This window comes from Klebsiella sp. X13 (assembly GCF_003323835.1).
Taxonomy (GTDB): domain Bacteria; phylum Pseudomonadota; class Gammaproteobacteria; order Enterobacterales; family Enterobacteriaceae; genus Klebsiella; species Klebsiella ornithinolytica.
Genome location: NZ_CP030874.1, coordinates 2,119,268 through 2,137,630 on the forward strand (window position 1 = coordinate 2,119,268; position 18,363 = coordinate 2,137,630).

An 18,363-nucleotide genomic window follows, 5' to 3' on the forward strand; every position below is an offset into this window, starting at 1 on the left:
GGCAGAGAGACTTTCTTGTTTTCCCGTTTTCAGCTGGACAATAAAATCCTCCCCGTATGACTACTTTCAGGACGCGCTCAGGCCGCGCCTTCCAGCAAGGGGGCAAGCGCGGCCGCATCCTCGGCAATCATCCGCTCTTCATTGGTGGGAATGACCGCCACAATCGGTGAGCCGGGGCGCGAGATAATGCCCTGCCGGCCGGCAAACATTTGCGCATTGCGCGCGGCGTCAAGCTGCACGCCAAATATCGCCAGCCGTTCGGCGGTCAGCTCGCGGATCAGCGCCGAGTTTTCCCCGATGCCGCCGGTAAAGATCAGCGCGTCAAAGCGATGCAGCGAAGCGAGATGGGCGCCAAGGTGGCGGGCAAGCCGGTGAACCATGACATCAATCGCGAGGGTGGCCCGGGGATCGCCGTTGTCGCGCGCCTCTTGTAACGTGCGGCAATCGCTGGAAAGACCCGACAGACCGAACAATCCCGCCTCGTTATTGACCATCTTGTAAAGTGATTCGATAGTCTGTCCGGTGCAGCGGGCAATATAGGCCGCGGCGCCAAAATCCAGATCGCCGCAGCGCGTTCCCATCACCAGCCCTTCAAGCGGCGTCATGCCCATCGAAGTGTCGACACTCTGCCCGTTTTTCACCGCGCAGACTGACGAGCCATTGCCGAGATGGGCAATAAGCAGGCCGTGGTTAGCGGGGTTGAGACCCAGGCGCGCGACGGCTTCGGCGGCGATAAAGCGATGGGAGGTGCCGTGGAAGCCATAGCGTCTGACCTGATGCTGGTGTAAATACTCCAGCGGGATGGCATAGGTATAGGCTTCCGGCGGTAGCGTCTGATGAAAGGCGGTATCAAACACCGCCACCTGCGGCAGCGCGGGTAACAGCGCCATGGCGGCTTCAATGCCAATCAGGTTGGCGGGATTGTGCAGCGGTGCCAGCGCCGACAGTTCACGGATACGCTCGATGACCGACGCCGTGAGCCGCACCGAATGTTTGAAATCATTCCCGCCGTGCGCCACCCGATGACCGATGGCGCAGACCTGCGGCAGCAGCCCCTGCTCTGCGAGCCGGGCGAACAGCGCCTCCAGCGCGCAGGTATGGCTGGCACCGTCAGGCAACCCGCTGGTCGTCTTCCCTTGCGCATCGTTAAAGGTAATGCAGGCCTGGTGTAGCCCCAGCTTTTCGGCCAGCCCGGAGAGCACCGGGGTCTCCTGATTGCGCGGGATGACGGAGAACTTGAGAGAAGATGAACCACAGTTAATAACCAGAACCAGTGATGCTGACGACATGATGACCCCTGTCTGTATCCGTTTTTTAGAGAGATTCATTGAATGGTGTGAGCAAAAATCGCTCGCGGCTGAAGCGCGCCAGAGTCTGCGTGGCAATCGCGATATCTTCCTCGACGCTCCCGCCGCTGATGCCGATACCGCCGAGCAGCACGCCGGCCGACCAGCAGGGCAGCCCGCCGCCAAAGCAGCAAAGACCTTGCGTATGCGACAAGCCGTACAGGCTGGCGCCAGGTAATACGTCGGCCGCGAGTCGGTGGGTCGGCATCCTGAGCGCCACGGCGGTCCATGCTTTTTGCGTGGCCAGCGTATGGCTGATGAGCAGGGCGTTATCCTGACTAACGAAGTAGCGCTGCAGGCCGTGGGTATCCACCAGGCTAAAAACAATGGGCACATTCGCGTTGTTCGCGGCATCGATGGCACAGTGCGCCAGTAATGCCGCGTCCGTCAGCGTCAGCGAGGCCGGAGACGGCGCTAACTGACGCGAAATGGCCGCGTTGATACGGCGATCCAGTTCGGCGTTCGGGGGGGTGTGCATGTTTTTCCTCCGTGGCGCTTACTGGCCGTTAAGATCGAGCGAGTCAACAATGCCGACTACGGCAGCATCAATCACCGAGTGCTCTTTGCTGGTGGTCATCCGCGCGGAGCTACCGGTGGTGACGATGACCGTTTCCCCGTTTCCGGCGCCGACAAAATCGACGGCGACCTGCGCCGTGCCGGTGGGCTGATAGTGTTCATCCAGGCGGGCGACAATCAGCAGCTTTGCGCCATTGAGCGAAGCATGTTTGGTCGTCGACACCAGTGCCCCGGTTACTTTTGCCAGATACATATTTCCTCCTGGTGGCTCTGCACCATGACAATACCGCGGTCGCGAATTTCATCGCGTGCGGCGGGAGTGATGAGCGTCCGGTGTCCAACCGACAGGACCGCGCCTGCGGGGTGCTGGCGCACATCGCTGAGCGTGATCAGCGGTTTACCGCCGGGCGCCGTCGGCCTCTGTGCCGGGTTCGCCGTGGGGCGGCCGATAATCGTGATGCCATACTCCCCGAGAGTGGCGACGTAACCGGCCAGCCGTGCCCGCAATGCCGGGGGGAGCTGGCTGGCGGCGTCATCCCGGCATTCGGTATTGAGCGTGACGATGATAGGCCTGGCCAGACTCAGGGCGTGAAAAACCCAGCGACACACCCGGTTATCGCGAATACCTAAGGCGATTTTGCTCAGGCTGTTGGTGGACAGCGAGGGCAGATACAGGCCGCTGAACGTCTCTTCTGTCGGGCAGGGATCCCGGTCGTCGCACAGCGCCTCAACATCGCGATGCGCCAGAGCCTCCAGGCAGGTGGAGTGCAACGACGCCTGGATGGCGCTATGGGAAAAGGTCATCACCAGGAGATAGCCGCGCCGGTTCAGTGCCGTCAGACAATCCAGCGTCGTCGGGAGCGTGGCGAGATCCTCGCCGCTTAATACCACGCGCATAACCTTGCCGTGGTCTTGCAGGCGCCGCCGGCGTTGAGCCAGCAGGTCTGCAATGAGGCTGTCGAGCCGGTGTGAGAGTTGCTGTGCATCCATTGTGGTTCTCCTCAGCGGCTGCGCATGGCGATGCCAAGCGGCGTCACCAGCAGCGGCTGCTGCGCCTGAATGACCCGTTTGCCGGTGGCGTGGCGAAAGACGTCGGCAAACTGGCGGAAGCTGCTGGCGCCTCCGACCAGGTAAATGTCGTCGACCGGATAGCCCGCCAGCCAGCCGGCGACCAGATGAGCCATCTTTTCAGCCACCGGACGGACCACGGTAAAGATCTGTTCCTCCTCCTCCGGACACTTTTTCAACGCTTCCGCTTCGGCAAAAGGCATGCCCAGGGCGCCCGCGAGTACCAGGGTCATATGGTTGCCTCCGGTCGGCTCATCGGCGCTGAAAATCACGTTGCCGTCGCGCAGAATGCTGATCCCGGTTGTCCCGCCGCCCACATCAACCACCGCGCCGTGGCGAATGTTTAAGGCCAGCGCGGCGGCTAGCGGTTCATCAACCACGTCGGTCACCTCCAGTCCGGCGGCCTCCACCATATTGACGATCACTTTAGTGTTCCCGGCGGTGATTCCCGGCGGGATGGCCGTCGCCGCGCGGGTGAGGGGGCATCCGAGGCGCTCTTCGAGCGCTGTTTTCAGCCCGCTCACCACCCGGCTGGCGGTCAGGAAATCCACCACCACGCCGTCTTTCACCGCCCGTGAAGGATGGCTGATGCCGGCGACGGGGTTATCGTTTTCATCCAGCACAACCACGGCGATATTGGCCGTGCCCGGATCGACACCCACTTTCAGCGCGCCTGCCCAGGCGCGGCATCCGCCCAGGCTGACCAGCTCCGCCAATGCGTTCAGCCGCCTGGTTGCTGTGCTGTCAGTCATGGTGGCGTTCCGCAAACGCGCGCTGGACGCAGTCGCCGTTACGCAAGCCAAAGCCGTTGGCCTCCTCAACATCAACATGCATTTCCAGCACCGCATCCGCGCTCACCCGGACCACCACGTGGCTGAGAATGCCGCCGCGATAGCCGTCGATACGCACGTCAATCTCCATCCCGTCGCGCAGGGCGTGGCGCTCGGCGTCGGCGGGCGAAATATGAATATGGCGCCAGGCGACAATAGCGCCATCCGTTTTGCTGACCCGTCCGCGCGGGCCAATAATCTCGATCCCCGGCGAGTCCTGTAGATCGCCGGACATTCTTAGGGGGGCTTTGACGCCGAGGATAAAGCTGTCGGAGACGGAGATTTCAACCTGGGTGGCGCTGCGCAGCGGGCCAAGGACGCGTACTCTGGTCAGCTCCCCTTTTGGTCCGCGCAGAGTCACCGTCTCTTCGGCGGCATACTGGCCCGGCTGTTTGACCGCCTTCATGCGGGTGAGGGTGGTGCCATAGCCAAACAGAATGTCCATATCTTCCCGGCTCAGATGAACGTGGCGGTTAGAGATGCCAACGGGGATACGCAACGTCTGTGCGGCGAGTGGGGCACCGGCCGCCGCCCCGGGGCCACGGGACTTGAGTTCCTGAAGAATTTCCCGGGTGATTAATTCGGCTTGCTGCTGGGTGTCATTCATAGCGTCAACAACCTGAAAGTGATGAAAGGTGCGATACAAGCATATTCAGTCCCGCGTTGGCCTTTTTGCTGTTGCGCAGGACTTTTTTGACGGTCCGCCGGGCGCAGGACAATCTTGTCCAGATTTAGCCGGCGATGGCGGTCAGCAAGCGGTCTACATCAGCGGCGCGGGGCTGGCAGGGATTGGTTTGCGTGCAGCCATCCCCTAAGGTCGCCGCGATCAGCGCCTGACGCAGGGATTCCACTGCCGTCCGGTCTTTTCCCAGCGCCTGCAGTGTGGCGGGAATACCAAAATGGTGATTCATATCGCGAATGCTGCCGATTAGCGCGCGCAGAGTTTGCTCCGGCGTGGCGGCCTGGATGCCCATAATGGCGGCGCATTTCAGGTATCTCATCCGCGCGTGCGGGGCGTGGCGGGCATTGTGCTCAATAATCAACGGCAGCAGCATGGCGTTAATTTTGCCGTGTGGGATATGCAACATCCCGCCGATAGCGTGCGCCATACCGTGCACTAATCCCAGCCCCGCCGAATTAAACGCCATGCCGGCCATGCAGGAGGCGTTGTGCATATGGCCCCGCGCCGTAATATTATTCTCATCGCTAAAAACGTCGGGCAGGTGTTGCCAGACCAGCGCAATGGCTTTCTCGGCGAGCGCGTCGCTAAAATCATTGGCCCCCGTCGAAACCAGCGCCTCAATGGCGTGGGTCAGGACGTCCATGCCGGTATCCACCGCGACCTGACGAGGAACCGAGAGAACCAGGTTTGGGTCAAGGATGGCGCAGTCCGGGATCAGTTCATCGGCAATCAGCGGATATTTTCGGCCGTTTTGCGGATCGGAGATGATGGCGTAGGAGGTGACTTCGGAACCGGAACCGCTGGTGGTCGGAATGGCGATAAGTTCTATGGCGTGGCCGGGGAGGAACTCTTCCAGCGTAACCTTGATCCCTTTAGCGGCATCAAGAGCGGAGCCGCCGCCCAGCGCGATAATGACCTGCGGTTTAAAACTTTTAAACTGTGCGGCGCCGGCGTGCAGGATCTCCACGCTCGGGTCGGGTTTCACCTCGCTAAAAATAGAGACGCAGGCCTGCGGCATTTCATTAATCAGGTCGCGTGTTTTACCGGAGCTCACCATAAAGCTGTCGGTCACAATCGCCACCTTTTTATGGTTCAGCCGACGCAAGGTTTGAATTGCGTTTTCACCAAAATAGACGTCAGGAAGAGAAAAGAAATAGCTCGCCATCTTTCGATTACCTTATCCGTTGGGCGGATTGCGGGGAGGCAAATGCCGGATGTAAAAAGAGAGCGTATTGTGTCATGGGGGGATGAATAAGAAGCTGGCTATGCTTGTGCTAAGTCAGGATTTCGTTGCGGTACTCTTTTATTGCGGACAAAAAAGTGCAGGGATGCATCGCGCCAGCGATGGTCTCTGGCCCTGGCCCTGGCCCTGGCCCTGGCCCTGACCCTGATACGGGTCGGGACCGGAATTCTGGCATGCGTGAGGCGCTGGCGGTGCTGAGGCCAGGTGATAGTTTCTACGCTGAAGGCATTGCGTGACCCTACTGTGCTGTCGCTGCATGTGTTCCCGATCTGTTCGCTCCGCCGTTACGGGTTAACGTCCTGCCACTGCCCGGCGTTGTTGCGGTCAGATGAGCGGTTTCAACTTCTCCTGTCTGCCCGGCATGGGTTTTGTTGCCATTCCGCAATGAGCCACCGTTACCCTCTCCAGGTGAAAAATATTCACCGGCTCATGCCAGTCTGCGGGCATAGCGCCAGCAGATGCTGGCGCTTATCATCCCTGAACCCTTACAGGTCAGAGCAGGATAAAAGATGAGAAAGCCAGAAGATATCGTATTCCCCGCCGGGCAGCAGGCGCTGTATGAGCAGAACCGTTACTCTCCGGCGGTTAAATCCGGCGATTTTCTGTTTGTTTCCGGTCAGGTAGGAAGTCGGGAAGATGGTTCAGCGGAACCCGGGCTGGAGCAGGAGATCCGCCGGGCGTTCGATAACCTTAATGCGGTGCTGACGGCCGCAGATTGTACGTTTGCCGATGTGATTGATGTCACCATCTATCTGGTCGATGCGCAATCGACTCTCGACACGCTCTGGAAGGTGTTGCCGGAATACTGGGGAGATGCCCCCTGGCCGACGCTGACGGGCGTCGGCGTGAGCTGGCTATATGGCTTCCGTTTTGAAATCAAGGTCACCGCCCGCTTGCCCTCGCGGCAATGAAAATCGGTTCCGCTCTTTAATGAGATCGATCAGTGCGCGCAGGCTGGCGGGCATATGTCGGTTGGCCGGAAACCAGAGGCACAAACCCGGAATCGGCGGGCACCATGGCTCAAGTACGGTGACCAGTCGGCCATCCGCCAGCGCTGCGCGGGCGTGTACATCCGGGACATACGCGATCCCCAGACCGTTGATCGCGGCGTCTACCATCAGCGGCGAACTGTTTAGCGTCAGCGTTCCGGGCACATCCAGCAGGATGCTTTGACCGTGGCGGGAAAACTCCCAGCGGTAGCGTTTACCGCTGGGTAAACGCTGGCGAATGCACTGATGGTGGGCCAGATCGTCCGGGCTCGCGGGAGCAGGATGCTGGCGCAGGTACGACGGCGACGCCACCGCCAGAAACCGCACATCTTCGCCAAAACGCACGGCCACCATATCCGCAGGGACGTCTTCCGCCAGACGGATCCCCGCATCAAAACCTTCGGCGACAATATCTACCAGCCGGCCATCTACCACCAGATCCAGCGACACGCCGGGATACCGTGTCATATAGTCCGGCACAATTGTCTGCAGCAGCAGGTGAATAGCTTCCTCTCCGCCATTGATACGCAGCGTGCCCACGGCCTGTCCTTGGGTATCGGCGATCTCTTCCAGCGCTTGTTCCAGCCCGTTGAGGTGCGGTGAAATGCGCCGCAGCAGCGCCTCTCCGGCCTCGGTCAGCGCCACGCTGCGGGTGGTGCGATGTAACAGACGGACGCCCAGACGCGATTCCAGCCCGCGAATGGCATGGCTTAACGTGGAACGAGTCACGCCGGAAAAATCGGCTGCACGACGAAAACTACGCTGTTCCGCTACGGCGATAAAGGCTTTCAGATCGGAAAGCGTCGGGGTTTTAACTGGTGATTTCATTTCACCTCTTCATGCCATTTGTTGAGTCTTATCGTGCTAATCATCATGCCATATCCTGTATCGGCGAGTTAAAGACTTTTCTGGAGGATAACGATGAGCAGCAAAACCTGGTTAATTACCGGTACTTCAACCGGTCTCGGACGCCTGCTGGCGCGGGGCGACAAAGTGATTGCTACCCTACGCAAATCCGGCGCGCTGGATGATCTGCAGGCGCAATACAATGGGCGGCTTCATATCCTGCTGCTGGACGTTACGGATACTGACGCTGTACGCCGGACGGTGCAGCAGGCATTCGACTTCGCCGGGCGTATCGATGTGCTGGTCAGTAATGCGGGATACGGGCTCTTCGGCGCGGCGGAAGAGGTGAGCGATGCCCAGATTGACCGGCAGATTGCCACCAATCTCATCGGCCCGATTCAGCTTATTCGGGCCGCGTTACCCGCTCTGCGTCGGCAGGGAGGCGGACGTATTGTGCAGATATCGTCAGAAGGCGGGCAGATTGCCTGGCCGAATTTCAGCCTTTATCACGCTACCAAATGGGGGATTGAAGGATTTATTGAATCCGTCGCCCAGGAAGTGGCGCCTTTTGGCATCGATTTTATGATTGCCGAGCCCGGCCCGACGGCGACGAATTTTGCGGGCGGACTGGATACGGCTGCGCCGATGGCTTGTTATGACAACACGCCCGCCGGCGAAGTGCGTCGCGGTCTGGCGCAGGGAACTCTCGCTATTAACGGCGATGCGTCAAAAACCGTCGCTGTCATCATCGATGCCGCGAGTGGGGAAGCGCCGCCGTTTCGCCTGGCGCTGGGCAGTAAGGCGTACCGATCTATCAACGAGGCGCTGAACAGTCGGTTACAGGTGCTGGAGGATACCCGCGCGCTGGCGCTAAGTGTGGATAAAGATGCGTGATTGTCCGTGGGTAATATACACACCATCTGCAAAGAAGCAGGAGCGAGCATTTTTATTTCGTTTGGTTTTTACTGAAAACAACCGTTCTGCCGCTGAAATCTTAGCTGCCGCAGCTAACCTGCTGGTAAAGGTAAGCGCTGCTTGATGAGATAAGTGAATTAGGCCGGATGGTGAGTTTTTCTGCCCGCTTTTCGTTCATCGCTGCACCAGCAGCGTGCGCAAAATGATTAAAATCCCTTTTTTTGCCTGAAAGTTAATCATATCTGCAGATAAAAAGAAAATTCCTCCTGGCAAGTCTTTTGCAATAGTACCTGGTGAATTTTAATTTTATCTTTTTGGGATGAGTAAATATGAAATTTAGCGCATTACTGGCAATGGCATTGCTGACAATAAGTACTTTCGCGTTAAGTGAGACGCATCTGCCGCATATTGTAATCCTTGCTACTGGCGGTACCATCGCCGGCTCGGCGGCGAGTAATACTCAGACTACAGGATATAAAGCCGGAGCAATTGGCGTACAGACGTTGATTAATGCCGTGCCTGAGATGAGTAAAGTGGCTCGCGTTGATGGAGAGCAGCTGGCAAACATTGGCAGTGAAAATATGACCAGCGAGATAATCCTCAAGCTATCAAAACGCGTCAACGAGCTGTTGGCCCGCGATGATGTGGATGGGGTCGTGATTACCCACGGAACGGACACCCTTGATGAGACGCCTTACTTCCTTAACCTGACCGTAAAAAGCAACAAGCCGGTGGTGTTTACGGCCGCGATGCGTCCGGCAACGGCAATCAGCGCGGATGGCCCGATGAATCTGCTGGAAGCGGTGACTGTAGCGGCTGACCCGGAGGCGAAAGGACGCGGAGTGATGGTGGTTCTTAACGATCGCATCGGCGCTGCCCGTTTTGTCACCAAAACCAATGCCACGACACTGGATACCTTCAAAGCGCCGGAAGAGGGGTATCTCGGGGTGATGGTGAGCGGTAAACCGCAGTTTGAAACCCGTGTTGATAAAATTCACACTGTACGCTCGGTATTTGATGTGCGTAACCTTAACGCATTGCCAAAAGTGGTCATTATCTACGGCTATCAGGACGACCCTGAATATATGTACGACGCGGCAATTGCGCATCATGTAGACGGTATTATTTATGCAGGCACCGGCGCGGGGTCGGTCTCTGTACGCAGTGCTGCGGGAATCAAAAAGGCGGAAAAAGCCGGTATCGTGGTTGTTCGCGCCTCACGTACGGGGAGCGGTGTTGTTCCGGTTGATGACGGCCAGCCTGGACTGGTGTCCGATTCGCTTAACCCGGCAAAAGCGCGAATTTTGCTGATGACGGCACTGACCCAAACTAAAAATCCGCAGCTCATTCAGCAATATTTTCACACTTACTAATTTCATCCGGAGATAGTTCCGGACCGGCCATAGCCGGGGTGGCCCCTGTTCGGGGCTACCCCTTTGTTTAACTGATGCCTGTGTTGATAGTCACCGATATGCTCCCGTATTCCGGGCCTCCGCTCCAGCGGCAGGGCAGGATCGGGGGTTTTCACCTGCGGCGTGGTGACGCTTTCCAGACGACAGAGCCGGATTATCTCAGTCAACGCTGGCTTGAATCGGGTTGGCTCCCACCACGACTGGCTTGCGCGTATGCTCATATTTCTGCCGCGCTTTCATGTAATGTGCCGGTACGATGAAAATAAAAAAATCCACGCAATGGCGTGGATTTTATAAGGTTTTTTTAATCGCTATGAGATTCAATGAAATCTCACGAGACAACAAAAACGATTAGACGTTGAACAGGAAGTTCATGACGTCGCCATCTTTAACGATGTAGTCTTTCCCTTCGGCGCGCATCTTGCCGGCTTCTTTTGCCCCTTGCTCACCTTTGTAAGTGATAAAGTCTTCATAGGCGATGGTCTGGGCGCGGATAAAGCCTTTTTCGAAGTCGGTGTGGATTTTACCTGCCGCCTGCGGAGCGGTCGCGCCCACAGGGATAGTCCACGCGCGAACTTCTTTGACGCCCGCGGTAAAGTAGGTCTGCAGGTTCAGCAGCTCGTAACCGGCACGGATCACGCGGTTCAGGCCCGGCTCTTCAAGACCCAGCTCGGCCATGAACTCATCGCGGTCGGCATCGTCCAGTTCAGCGATATCAGACTCGACGGCAGCGCACACGGCGACCACTACGGAGCCTTCAGCTGCGGCGATCTCACGAACTTTATCGAGGTACGGGTTGTTCTCAAAACCGTCTTCATTGACGTTAGCGATGTACATGGTTGGCTTCAGCGTCAGGAAGCTCAGGTATTTGATAGCGGCCTTGTCTTCTTCGGTCAGGTTTTTCAGCGCGCGCAGCATGCCGGCGTTTTCCAGCTGCGGCAGGCATTTTTCCAGCGCCGCCAGCTCGGCTTTCGCGTCTTTATCGCCGCCTTTAGCTTTCTTCTGTACGCGGTGAATCGCGCGTTCGCAGGTATCGAGGTCGGAAAGCGCCAGCTCGGTGTTGATCACATCGATGTCGTCTGCCGGATCCACTTTGTTATTCACGTGGATGATGTTGTCGTTCTCGAAGCAGCGCACCACGTGACCGATAGCTTCGGTTTCACGGATGTTGGTCAGGAACTGGTTACCCAGACCTTCGCCTTTGGACGCGCCTTTCACCAGGCCCGCGATGTCGACGAATTCCATGGTGGTCGGCAGAATGCGCTGTGGTTTGACGATTTCAGCCAGCTTGTCCAGACGCGGATCGGGCATCGGCACGACACCGGTGTTCGGCTCAATGGTACAGAAGGGGAAGTTGGCCGCTTCAATACCCGCTTTGGTGAGCGCATTGAACAGGGTGGATTTGCCGACGTTGGGCAAACCGACGATACCGCATTTGAATCCCATGATTTAAATCACCTTAATCTTTGGATAATCAACCCGTTACACTGAACAGATTGCAGAAAAGTAAATAGCTTTGCCTATTATACACGGTGCGCGGCAAAAATTCCGCACGTCGACCGGTTATTGCGCTTTAAAAGCGTGTAAACGGTTGGTCGCTTTGGTGAGACCTTCTTTCAGCCACACCTCGGTGCAACGCGCCGCTTCGTCCACGGCTTCATCAATCAGTTTCTGTTCGCTCGCCGGCGGTTTACCCAGCACAAAGCCGACAACTTTGTTTTTATCGCCCGGATGGCCGATTCCGACACGTAAGCGATGAAAGTTGGGGTTATTGCCCAGCTTGCTGATGATATCTTTCAGACCGTTGTGGCCGCCGTGGCCGCCGCCGAGCTTAAATTTTGCCACCCCGGGCGGCAGATCCAGCTCATCGTGCGCCACCAGAATCTCATCCGGATTAATGCGGTAGAAGGTGGCAATGGCCGCCACGGCTTTGCCGCTGAGGTTCATAAAGGTGGTCGGGACCAACAGGCGGACATCTTCGCCGGCAAGGTTAATCCGCGAAGTGTAGCCGAAGAATTTGCTCTCTTCGCGCAGCGGGGCGCGATGGCGGTCAGCCAGTAAATCTACGTACCAGGCGCCAGCATTGTGCCGGGTCGCCGCGTATTCTGCGCCGGGGTTTGCCAGGCCGACAATCAGTTTTATCGTCACTTTTCTATCCTGCTTGGGTCGTTCTCTGGCGCGTAGTGTACTGTTTGCCGAGGCGGTTGACAAAATTCTGCCGCCACAACGGCGGGGAAAGAGATAATTACCCTTATGAACCATTAGAATTTGATGTTGTTCAGTAAGTTATTTGTAAGTTTTTGTTGATTTGATATTAACTAATGTGATCACCGACGCAATCAACCTTATCCCCATTGTCTATACTAGACCTATAAGTTTTGGGGATATTCCCAGGTAGCCCAAGGTTCCGGAGGTGACATATGAAACGCAGAAACGCTTCGTTACTCGGTAATGTACTGATGGGTTTAGGATTGGTCGTCATGGTTGTTGGCGTTGGTTACTCTATTTTAAACCAGCTTCCGCAGCTTGACCTGCCGCAGTTCTTCGCTCATGGCGCGATATTAAGTATTTTTGTCGGCGCCGTTCTCTGGCTCGCAGGGGCGCGCGTTGGCGGGCATGAACAGGTTAGCGACAGATACTGGTGGGTCCGCCATTACGATAAACGCTGCCGTCGCGATCAGCACCGCCATAGCTAAACCGGTTCCTCGCCCCGGCCGTCTCGCGGCGGGTGCGCTTACATAAACTGTTCATCTGCAGCCAGCTGCCCGCCCGGTAGCTGGCTGTTTTATTTTCGCGTCGCCTCTTTTCTTCAGAACAACGCATTTGCTGCCCGGGTTACGCCTTCACGATAAAATACCCTCTCTTTAACACTTGACCCTGACGTAACGTCAGGCGGCAGAGTGGCGCTATGGTCGAACAACAGGAGCAGTTATGTTAATTCAGGTGGGTGAACTGGCGAGACGTGCCGGAATGACCGTCCGCACGCTACATCACTATGAACAAACGGGGCTGCTGATGCCGTCGGCCAGAAGCACGGCGGGTTACCGGCTCTATAACCTGGCGGCGGTTCAGCGTCTGCATATGATTAAGGCGCTGACGCAGACCGGGCTGGAGCTCGCCACTATCAAGGACTACCTTGACCAGGACTCGTTTTCCCTGTCGGACCTGCTGGCACAGCAGATCTCGACGCTGGATAAACAGCTGCGCGCGGTCTCCACGCTGCGCGAACGGCTGGTTCAGCTGCGCGATGAGCTGGCATGCGGTAACGAGCCTGACCTGGAGTCCTGGCTACAGACGCTGGAGTTAATGAAAATGTACGATCGTTGGTTTAGTCCCCAGGAATTACAGGCGCTGCCGTTTGCGGAGCAGGATCAGCAGCGCAACCAGATCTGGCTGGCGCTGGTGACGGAAGTTCGCCAGTTGCTTGCCGAGGCGTGTCCGGCGGACGATCCGCGGGCCATGGCGCTGGCGACCCGCTGGATGGCGCGCCTGGAGCTGGATACGGCCGGGCGGCCGGAGTTTCTCACCCGCCTGAATGAAATGCACGTCGCTGAACCGCAAATGCGCGAGCAAACCGGAATCACCGTGGATGTTGTGGACTACATTACCCGCGCTTTTGCCGAGAGTAAGCTGGCTATCTGGGCGCGTTATCTGAATGCTGATGAGCTGGCTTTCACTCGCGCGCACTATTTTGATCGACTGATGGAGTGGCCTGCGCTGGTGACGGCGCTGCACGAGGCCTGTCGCGAGCATTGCGACCCGGCTTCTCCAGCGGGGCAGGCGCTGGCCAGGCAGTGGCTGGCGTTGTTTCAGTCCTATGCCGGAACCCATCCTCACACCCAGCAGAAATTCCGCCTGGCGATGGAGCGCGAACCGCATCTGATGAAAGGGACCTGGATGACGCCTGAGGTGCTCGGCTGGCTCCAGCAGGCGATTGGCGTGATGATGACGCAGGCGAGCTCGCCCGCGTCACGGTAGTTAAATGTCTGCCAGAGCGGCAGCACGGTCGGGATAGAAGCTCAGGCGCCCTGGAATCGGCTGAACGCCCGCCCGTGCCAGGGTGCGCAGCGGCTGAAACTCGAGATTCGAGACGCGCAGTTCACAGCCTTCCGGCAGTTTGTTGACGAAACGCTGGAAGGCATCCAGTCCGCCGGCATCCAGTACCGGCACCGCATCCCACTTCAGGACCACGATCCGCTTACCGGCAATCCGCGTCTCCAGATCGTTAAACAGCCCTTCGGCAGCGGCAAAGAAGAGGGGGCCGATAACCCGCAGGACCAGCACGTCGTCGGGCACATCAACATTGACCGGCGCCAGATGGGTCATGCGCGCAATGCGGCGCATAAACAGCAGCGAGGCCAGCACGATACCGACGCTGATAGCGATGACCATATCAAACAGTACGGTCAGCGACATGCACATCAGCATCACCACGATGTCGTCCTTCGGCGCGTAACGCAGCAAATTCACCACCTTGTGCGCTTCGCTCATATTCCACGCTACCATCAGCAGCAGCGCCGCCATCGCAGACAGCGGAAGCCAGGAGAGCAGCGGCGCCAGCACCAGCAGCGCCATAATGACCAGCAGCGCATGAATCACGGCGGATACCGGCGATGTTGCGCCGGCGCGGACGTTAGCCGCTGAACGGGCAATGGCGGCGGTGGCAGTAATACCGCCAAAGAAAGGGGCGATGATATTGCCGAGACCCTGGCCTATCAGTTCGCTGTTGGCTTTGTGCTTCGTGCCGGTCATCCCGTCGAGGACCACCGCACACAGCAGTGATTCAATCGCGCCGAGCATCGCCATCGAGAAGGCCGCCGGCAGCAGCGCCTGTAGTGACGCCCAGCTGAGCGTAAAATCGGAGCCAGGCATATCCCACGGCAGCACCAGCTGCGGCAGCAGCTGCGGGATCCCGTTACCCTGGCTACCGTCAGCCAGAATATAGTGGAACTGAGAGCCGATAGTCGCGACGTGGCCCCCCATAAGATTGACGATTGCCATCACCGCACAGCCCGCCAGCAGCGCAGGCAGGTGGCCGGGTAGGCGGATCCCCAGACGCGGCCACAGGATCAGCGTGCCAAGGGTGACAACGCCAATCGCCGCATCGCCAGGATTAGCCGTCGGCAGCGCCATGACCAGGGCGGCGACTTTCTGCAGATAGTGCTCGGGAACGTGCGCCATCTGCAGACCAAGAAAATCTTTTATCTGCATGGTACCGATAGTGATACCAATACCGGAGGTAAACCCGAGGGTAACGGATAGCGGAATATATTCAATTAACCGGCCAAAGCGGGCGAGGCCGAAAAGAATTAAAAAGACCCCGGACATCAACGTCGCCACCAGCAGTCCGGCCAGGCCAAACTGCTGTGACACCGGATAGAGGATCACCACAAAGGCGGCGGTTGGCCCGGATACGCTAAAGCGCGAGCCGCCGGTGAGGGCGATAATAATCCCGGCGACGGCGGCAGTATAAAGTCCATACTGCGGCGCGACACCGCTGCCAATAGCCAACGCCATTGCCAGAGGAATGGCAATAATCCCGACCGTGATCCCGGCGATCAGATCGCGGGTGAAACGGGCTAGCGTGTATTTTTCTTTCCAGCAAGCATCGATGAGGGCGCGGAAAGGCATCACATGTGAGGAAAATAATCTGTTCACAATAATGTTTCATCCATGAGCGCATCATCTGTCAACTAAATGGCAGGTGAAGGAGGCAATGGTCATACAAATTGGTTTAAGAGACAAAAAAACCCGCCGCAGCGGGTTTTTTGGCCGGGCTCGATTAATGTTCGAACATAGCAGAGATAGATTCTTCGTTGCTGATACGACGAATCGCTTCTGCCAGCATGCCAGACAGCGTCAGCGTACGCACTTTTTCCAGCGCTTTGATTTCCGGCGCCAGCGGAATAGTATCGCAGACGACGAATTCATCAATCACAGAGTTTTTAATGTTCTGGATAGCATTGCCGGAGAAGATCGGGTGAGTGGCGTAGGCAAATACGCGTTTCGCACCACGCTCTTTCAGCGCTTCAGCTGCTTTACACAGCGTGCCGCCGGTATCGATCATATCGTCAACCATCACGCAGTCGCGGCCGGCAACGTCACCGATGATGTGCATCACCTGAGAAACGTTAGCGCGCGGACGGCGTTTGTCGATGATAGCCATATCGGTATCGTTCAGCAGTTTGGCGATAGCGCGAGCACGCACCACGCCGCCGATGTCCGGAGAAACCACGATCGGGTTATCCAGGTTCAGCTGCAGCATATCTTCCAGCAGAATAGGGCTGCCGAATACGTTATCAACCGGAACGTCGAAGAAGCCCTGGATCTGTTCTGCATGCAGGTCAACGGTCAGTACGCGGTCAACGCCAACGCTGGACAGGAAATCGGCAACCACTTTCGCGGTAATCGGCACACGCGCAGAACGCACACGACGGTCCTGACGAGCATAGCCGAAATAAGGGATAACAGCGGTGATACGACCCGCCGAAGCGCGACGCAGAGCATCAACCATAACAACCAGTTCCATCAGGTTGTCGTTGGTGGGAGCACAAGTGGACTGGATGATGAAAATATCACCACCGCGTACGTTTTCATTGATTTGTACGCTGACTTCGCCGTCGCTAAAACGACCTACAGCGGCGTCGCCAAGAGAAGTGTACAGGCGGTTGGCAATACGTTGTGCTAGTTCCGGGGTGGCGTTACCAGCAAAAAGCTTCATATCAGGCACGAGAAGAACCTCAGGCATGCGTCCAGTGGTGGATGAAAAGCGCCAGAAACCGTGCGGGCGGCACTCTTCTATCCAGGCGGTGTATTTAAAGAGAACGATGCAACGTCTGGAACAGGGTGACGTTGTCACCGTTACTCAATTTGCCCGGCGTACTAAGGTAATTCGTGCAAAAAAGCAGAACTACCTGGGTAGGGCTAGCTTGAGCGGGGAGATATTAACTCCTCGCGCTACAAAGCCTTGTAGCCATTCCGGGGCTTGCTCCAGCACCTGACGAGCGGCAGATTCGGTGTCAAATTCAGCAAAGACACAGGCTCCTGTGCCTGTCAGGCGCGACGGCGCATATTCTAACAGCCAGGAAAGCGCCGCATCAACCTCGCGAAAACGTTTTCTTGCGATAACCTCGCAATCATTGCGAAATTCACATTTTAGTAACGTACTTATTGACCTTACCGGGGTGTTTCGTGGTAGCTCGGGGTCGCGGAAAATGGTCGGCGTCGGAATACTGACTCCGGGATGAGCGACCAGGTACCACTTTTCTGGCGGTTCGACCGGCGTCAGGATCTCACCAATGCCCTCGGCAAAGGCGGCGTGGCCGCGCACGAATACCGGCACATCGGCGCCAAGACTCAGCCCCAGCATCGCCAGTTGCTCTTCCGACAAACCACAGCCCCACAGATGATTCAGCGCCACCAGTACCGTCGCGGCGTTGGACGAGCCGCCGCCCAGACCGCCGCCCATCGGCAGACGCTTGTCGATGCTGATATCGGCGCCGCTACCGGGAGGAAGCTGTCCGGATGCCGTCGCCGCCTGCATCAGCAGCCTTGCGGCGCGAATAATCAGATTCTCTTCATCGGCTACGCCGGCAACCGGCGTCAGCAGGCGCAGCGCGCCGTCATGACGCGGTTCGATCGTTAAGGTATCGCCATAGTCAAGGAACTGAAACAGCGTCTGCAGGGTGTGATAACCATCGGCGCGCTGTCCAGTGATGTACAAAAACAGGTTCAGCTTTGCAGGAGAGGGCCAGCGGGTCATCATTTCACAATCCAGTTATCCATTTTCAGCTTGATACGCTGACTGCCGTTATTCAGCTCCATGTTGGCCGGCAGCGATGGCTGGGTATCGCTGGTATAGCCGCCGTAGGTGACGTGCCAGGTTTTGCCGTTCTGGGTATAGTTCAGTTCGCTCAGGCGGTATTTATCGTCAAGCGAGTAGTCGGTGGCATCGCCCGGCAGGCCGACGATCCACTGGCGCAGGCTGTTTAGCGGAATCGGCATCCCGGTCAGGCGGCCAATCATCTCTTCGGCATCGGTCGCCGTATAGGTCTGGCCCTTGTTATCGATCAGCGTCACGCTGCCCGGCTGGGCGGTCAGCGACAGTTCGGTGCTGCCTAACGGGTTGGTCAGCAGCAGGCGATAGCGATCCTGGCCGGTTTGCTGCCAGAAGAAGCGGGCGTAAACTTTTTGTTCATCGGAGAGGTAAGCGAAGGCGCCGCGGGTCTGGTACTGGCTCAGATTGCGGACATCCTGCTGGTGCTGACGCCACTGAGGAGAGTCAGGGCTTTTGCCAGGGCCTTTCGGGGCGGTGAGTGTACAGGCGGTCAGGACCAGGCTTGCCAGCGGTAACAGGCGGAGCAGTCGATTCATAATGATGACAAATCCTTGATGTCTACAGTGAAATCCGGCGACGGGGTGGTACGCACACGATTTGTGTAGCGGGTTACAATTATAACCCTTAATGCTAGCGTTGCCCGGCGATAGCGTCTACGTTCAAATTGTCTGAAATCAAA

Annotated in this window: 19 protein-coding genes; 5 read left to right on the forward strand and 14 right to left on the reverse strand. The window is 57.5% G+C overall.

Annotated elements, in window-relative coordinates:
- Window positions 1-77: 77 nt before the first annotated feature.
- From tdcD to DSD31_RS10115, 7 genes are all read right to left on the reverse strand, one after another.
- The gene (gene tdcD, locus DSD31_RS10085) at window positions 78-1,289 is read right to left on the reverse strand and encodes a propionate kinase (RefSeq protein WP_004863591.1); all 1,212 of its coding nucleotides are present in this window, start codon (window positions 1,287-1,289) and stop codon (window positions 78-80) included.
- Between the two features lie 25 nt (window positions 1,290-1,314).
- Entirely contained in the window at window positions 1,315-1,824 is a 510-nt protein-coding gene (locus tag DSD31_RS10090; RefSeq protein ID WP_048025091.1) for a GlcG/HbpS family heme-binding protein, read from the reverse strand.
- A gap of 18 nt (window positions 1,825-1,842) precedes the next feature.
- Window positions 1,843-2,115, reverse strand: a complete 273-nt coding sequence (locus DSD31_RS10095; RefSeq protein ID WP_004863583.1) for a EutN/CcmL family microcompartment protein — start codon at window positions 2,113-2,115, stop codon at window positions 1,843-1,845.
- The gene (locus tag DSD31_RS10100) at window positions 2,097-2,852 is read right to left on the reverse strand and encodes a hypothetical protein (RefSeq protein WP_044347083.1); all 756 of its coding nucleotides are present in this window, start codon (window positions 2,850-2,852) and stop codon (window positions 2,097-2,099) included. The genes DSD31_RS10095 and DSD31_RS10100 overlap by 19 nt, the downstream gene beginning before the upstream one ends.
- 11 nt (window positions 2,853-2,863) lie before the next feature.
- Window positions 2,864-3,682, reverse strand: a complete 819-nt coding sequence (gene eutJ / locus DSD31_RS10105) for an ethanolamine utilization protein EutJ (protein ID WP_113991017.1) — start codon at window positions 3,680-3,682, stop codon at window positions 2,864-2,866.
- Entirely contained in the window at window positions 3,675-4,367 is a 693-nt protein-coding gene (pduL, locus tag DSD31_RS10110) for a phosphate propanoyltransferase (protein WP_004863576.1), read from the reverse strand. Before pduL ends, eutJ begins: the two co-directional genes overlap by 8 nt.
- Window positions 4,368-4,491: 124 nt before the next feature.
- The gene (locus DSD31_RS10115) at window positions 4,492-5,607 is read right to left on the reverse strand and encodes a 1-propanol dehydrogenase PduQ (protein ID WP_004863575.1); all 1,116 of its coding nucleotides are present in this window, start codon (window positions 5,605-5,607) and stop codon (window positions 4,492-4,494) included.
- Between the two features lie 587 nt (window positions 5,608-6,194).
- Here DSD31_RS10115 and DSD31_RS10125 point away from each other — a divergent pair.
- On the forward strand, window positions 6,195-6,596 hold the full coding sequence (locus DSD31_RS10125; RefSeq protein WP_113991019.1) for a RidA family protein: 402 nt from the start codon (window positions 6,195-6,197) through the stop codon (window positions 6,594-6,596).
- On the opposite strand, the gene DSD31_RS10130 is transcribed toward DSD31_RS10125, so the two are convergent.
- Entirely contained in the window at window positions 6,540-7,502 is a 963-nt protein-coding gene (locus tag DSD31_RS10130; protein ID WP_004863566.1) for a LysR family transcriptional regulator, read from the reverse strand. The two genes, DSD31_RS10125 and DSD31_RS10130, sit on opposite strands and share 57 nt — an antisense overlap.
- A 93-nt stretch (window positions 7,503-7,595) precedes the next feature.
- Between DSD31_RS10130 and DSD31_RS10135 the strand changes: the two genes are divergently transcribed.
- Together DSD31_RS10135 and fraE are read left to right on the forward strand one after the other, a co-directional pair.
- On the forward strand, window positions 7,596-8,414 hold the full coding sequence (locus DSD31_RS10135) for an SDR family oxidoreductase (RefSeq protein ID WP_113991020.1): 819 nt from the start codon (window positions 7,596-7,598) through the stop codon (window positions 8,412-8,414).
- A 350-nt stretch (window positions 8,415-8,764) separates the two neighbouring features.
- Window positions 8,765-9,808 (forward strand): fructose-asparagine asparaginase, encoded by a 1,044-nt coding sequence (gene fraE / locus DSD31_RS10140; protein WP_004863557.1) that lies wholly within the window; start codon window positions 8,765-8,767, stop codon window positions 9,806-9,808.
- A 390-nt stretch (window positions 9,809-10,198) separates the two neighbouring features.
- Here the strand turns inward: fraE and ychF are convergent, their stop codons facing one another.
- Both ychF and pth read right to left on the reverse strand, forming a co-directional pair.
- A complete protein-coding gene (gene ychF / locus DSD31_RS10145) occupies window positions 10,199-11,293 on the reverse strand; it encodes a redox-regulated ATPase YchF (protein WP_004863554.1) in 1,095 nt (364 codons plus the stop codon).
- A 117-nt stretch (window positions 11,294-11,410) separates the two neighbouring features.
- Window positions 11,411-11,995: an aminoacyl-tRNA hydrolase gene (gene pth, locus DSD31_RS10150; protein WP_004863551.1), complete on the reverse strand. Its 585-nt coding sequence runs from the start codon at window positions 11,993-11,995 to the stop codon at window positions 11,411-11,413.
- Between the two features lie 272 nt (window positions 11,996-12,267).
- Here pth and ychH point away from each other — a divergent pair, with 272 nt between their 5' ends.
- Complete coding sequence (gene ychH, locus DSD31_RS10155; protein ID WP_004121828.1) at window positions 12,268-12,543, forward strand: stress-induced protein YchH; 276 nt, start codon at window positions 12,268-12,270, stop codon at window positions 12,541-12,543.
- A gap of 235 nt (window positions 12,544-12,778) precedes the next feature.
- Window positions 12,779-13,825, forward strand: a complete 1,047-nt coding sequence (locus tag DSD31_RS10160) for a MerR family transcriptional regulator (protein WP_113991021.1) — start codon at window positions 12,779-12,781, stop codon at window positions 13,823-13,825.
- On the opposite strand, the gene dauA is transcribed toward DSD31_RS10160, so the two are convergent.
- From dauA to lolB, 4 genes are all read right to left on the reverse strand, one after another.
- Window positions 13,826-15,505 (reverse strand): C4-dicarboxylic acid transporter DauA, encoded by a 1,680-nt coding sequence (dauA, locus tag DSD31_RS10165; protein WP_015584087.1) that lies wholly within the window; start codon window positions 15,503-15,505, stop codon window positions 13,826-13,828.
- Between the two features lie 124 nt (window positions 15,506-15,629).
- Window positions 15,630-16,577 (reverse strand): ribose-phosphate diphosphokinase, encoded by a 948-nt coding sequence (gene prs / locus DSD31_RS10170; protein WP_004863536.1) that lies wholly within the window; start codon window positions 16,575-16,577, stop codon window positions 15,630-15,632.
- A gap of 180 nt (window positions 16,578-16,757) precedes the next feature.
- On the reverse strand, window positions 16,758-17,609 hold the full coding sequence (gene ispE, locus DSD31_RS10180) for a 4-(cytidine 5'-diphospho)-2-C-methyl-D-erythritol kinase (protein ID WP_162786333.1): 852 nt from the start codon (window positions 17,607-17,609) through the stop codon (window positions 16,758-16,760).
- Window positions 17,609-18,220, reverse strand: coding sequence for a lipoprotein insertase outer membrane protein LolB (gene lolB, locus DSD31_RS10185; protein ID WP_004863531.1), 612 nt, complete (start codon window positions 18,218-18,220; stop codon window positions 17,609-17,611). Before lolB ends, ispE begins: the two co-directional genes overlap by 1 nt.
- Between the last annotated feature and the right edge of the window lie 143 nt (window positions 18,221-18,363).

Bases quoted from the DNA above. Each gene is read 5' to 3' on its own strand.
- tdcD (WP_004863591.1), bottom strand. From the start codon at position 1,289: ATGTCGTCAGCATCACTGGTTCTGGTTATTAACTGTGGTTCATCTTCT.
- DSD31_RS10090 (WP_048025091.1), bottom strand. From the start codon at position 1,824: ATGCACACCCCCCCGAACGCCGAACTGGATCGCCGTATCAACGCGGCC.
- DSD31_RS10095 (WP_004863583.1), bottom strand. From the start codon at position 2,115: ATGTATCTGGCAAAAGTAACCGGGGCACTGGTGTCGACGACCAAACAT.
- DSD31_RS10100 (WP_044347083.1), bottom strand. From the start codon at position 2,852: ATGGATGCACAGCAACTCTCACACCGGCTCGACAGCCTCATTGCAGAC.
- eutJ (WP_113991017.1), bottom strand. From the start codon at position 3,682: ATGACTGACAGCACAGCAACCAGGCGGCTGAACGCATTGGCGGAGCTG.
- pduL (WP_004863576.1), bottom strand. From the start codon at position 4,367: ATGAATGACACCCAGCAGCAAGCCGAATTAATCACCCGGGAAATTCTT.
- DSD31_RS10115 (WP_004863575.1), bottom strand. From the start codon at position 5,607: ATGGCGAGCTATTTCTTTTCTCTTCCTGACGTCTATTTTGGTGAAAAC.
- DSD31_RS10125 (WP_113991019.1), top strand. From the start codon at position 6,195: ATGAGAAAGCCAGAAGATATCGTATTCCCCGCCGGGCAGCAGGCGCTG.
- DSD31_RS10130 (WP_004863566.1), bottom strand. From the start codon at position 7,502: ATGAAATCACCAGTTAAAACCCCGACGCTTTCCGATCTGAAAGCCTTT.
- DSD31_RS10135 (WP_113991020.1), top strand. From the start codon at position 7,596: ATGAGCAGCAAAACCTGGTTAATTACCGGTACTTCAACCGGTCTCGGA.
- fraE (WP_004863557.1), top strand. From the start codon at position 8,765: ATGAAATTTAGCGCATTACTGGCAATGGCATTGCTGACAATAAGTACT.
- ychF (WP_004863554.1), bottom strand. From the start codon at position 11,293: ATGGGATTCAAATGCGGTATCGTCGGTTTGCCCAACGTCGGCAAATCC.
- ychH (WP_004121828.1), top strand. From the start codon at position 12,268: ATGAAACGCAGAAACGCTTCGTTACTCGGTAATGTACTGATGGGTTTA.
- DSD31_RS10160 (WP_113991021.1), top strand. From the start codon at position 12,779: ATGTTAATTCAGGTGGGTGAACTGGCGAGACGTGCCGGAATGACCGTC.
- ispE (WP_162786333.1), bottom strand. From the start codon at position 17,609: ATGACCCGCTGGCCCTCTCCTGCAAAGCTGAACCTGTTTTTGTACATC.
- lolB (WP_004863531.1), bottom strand. From the start codon at position 18,220: ATGAATCGACTGCTCCGCCTGTTACCGCTGGCAAGCCTGGTCCTGACC.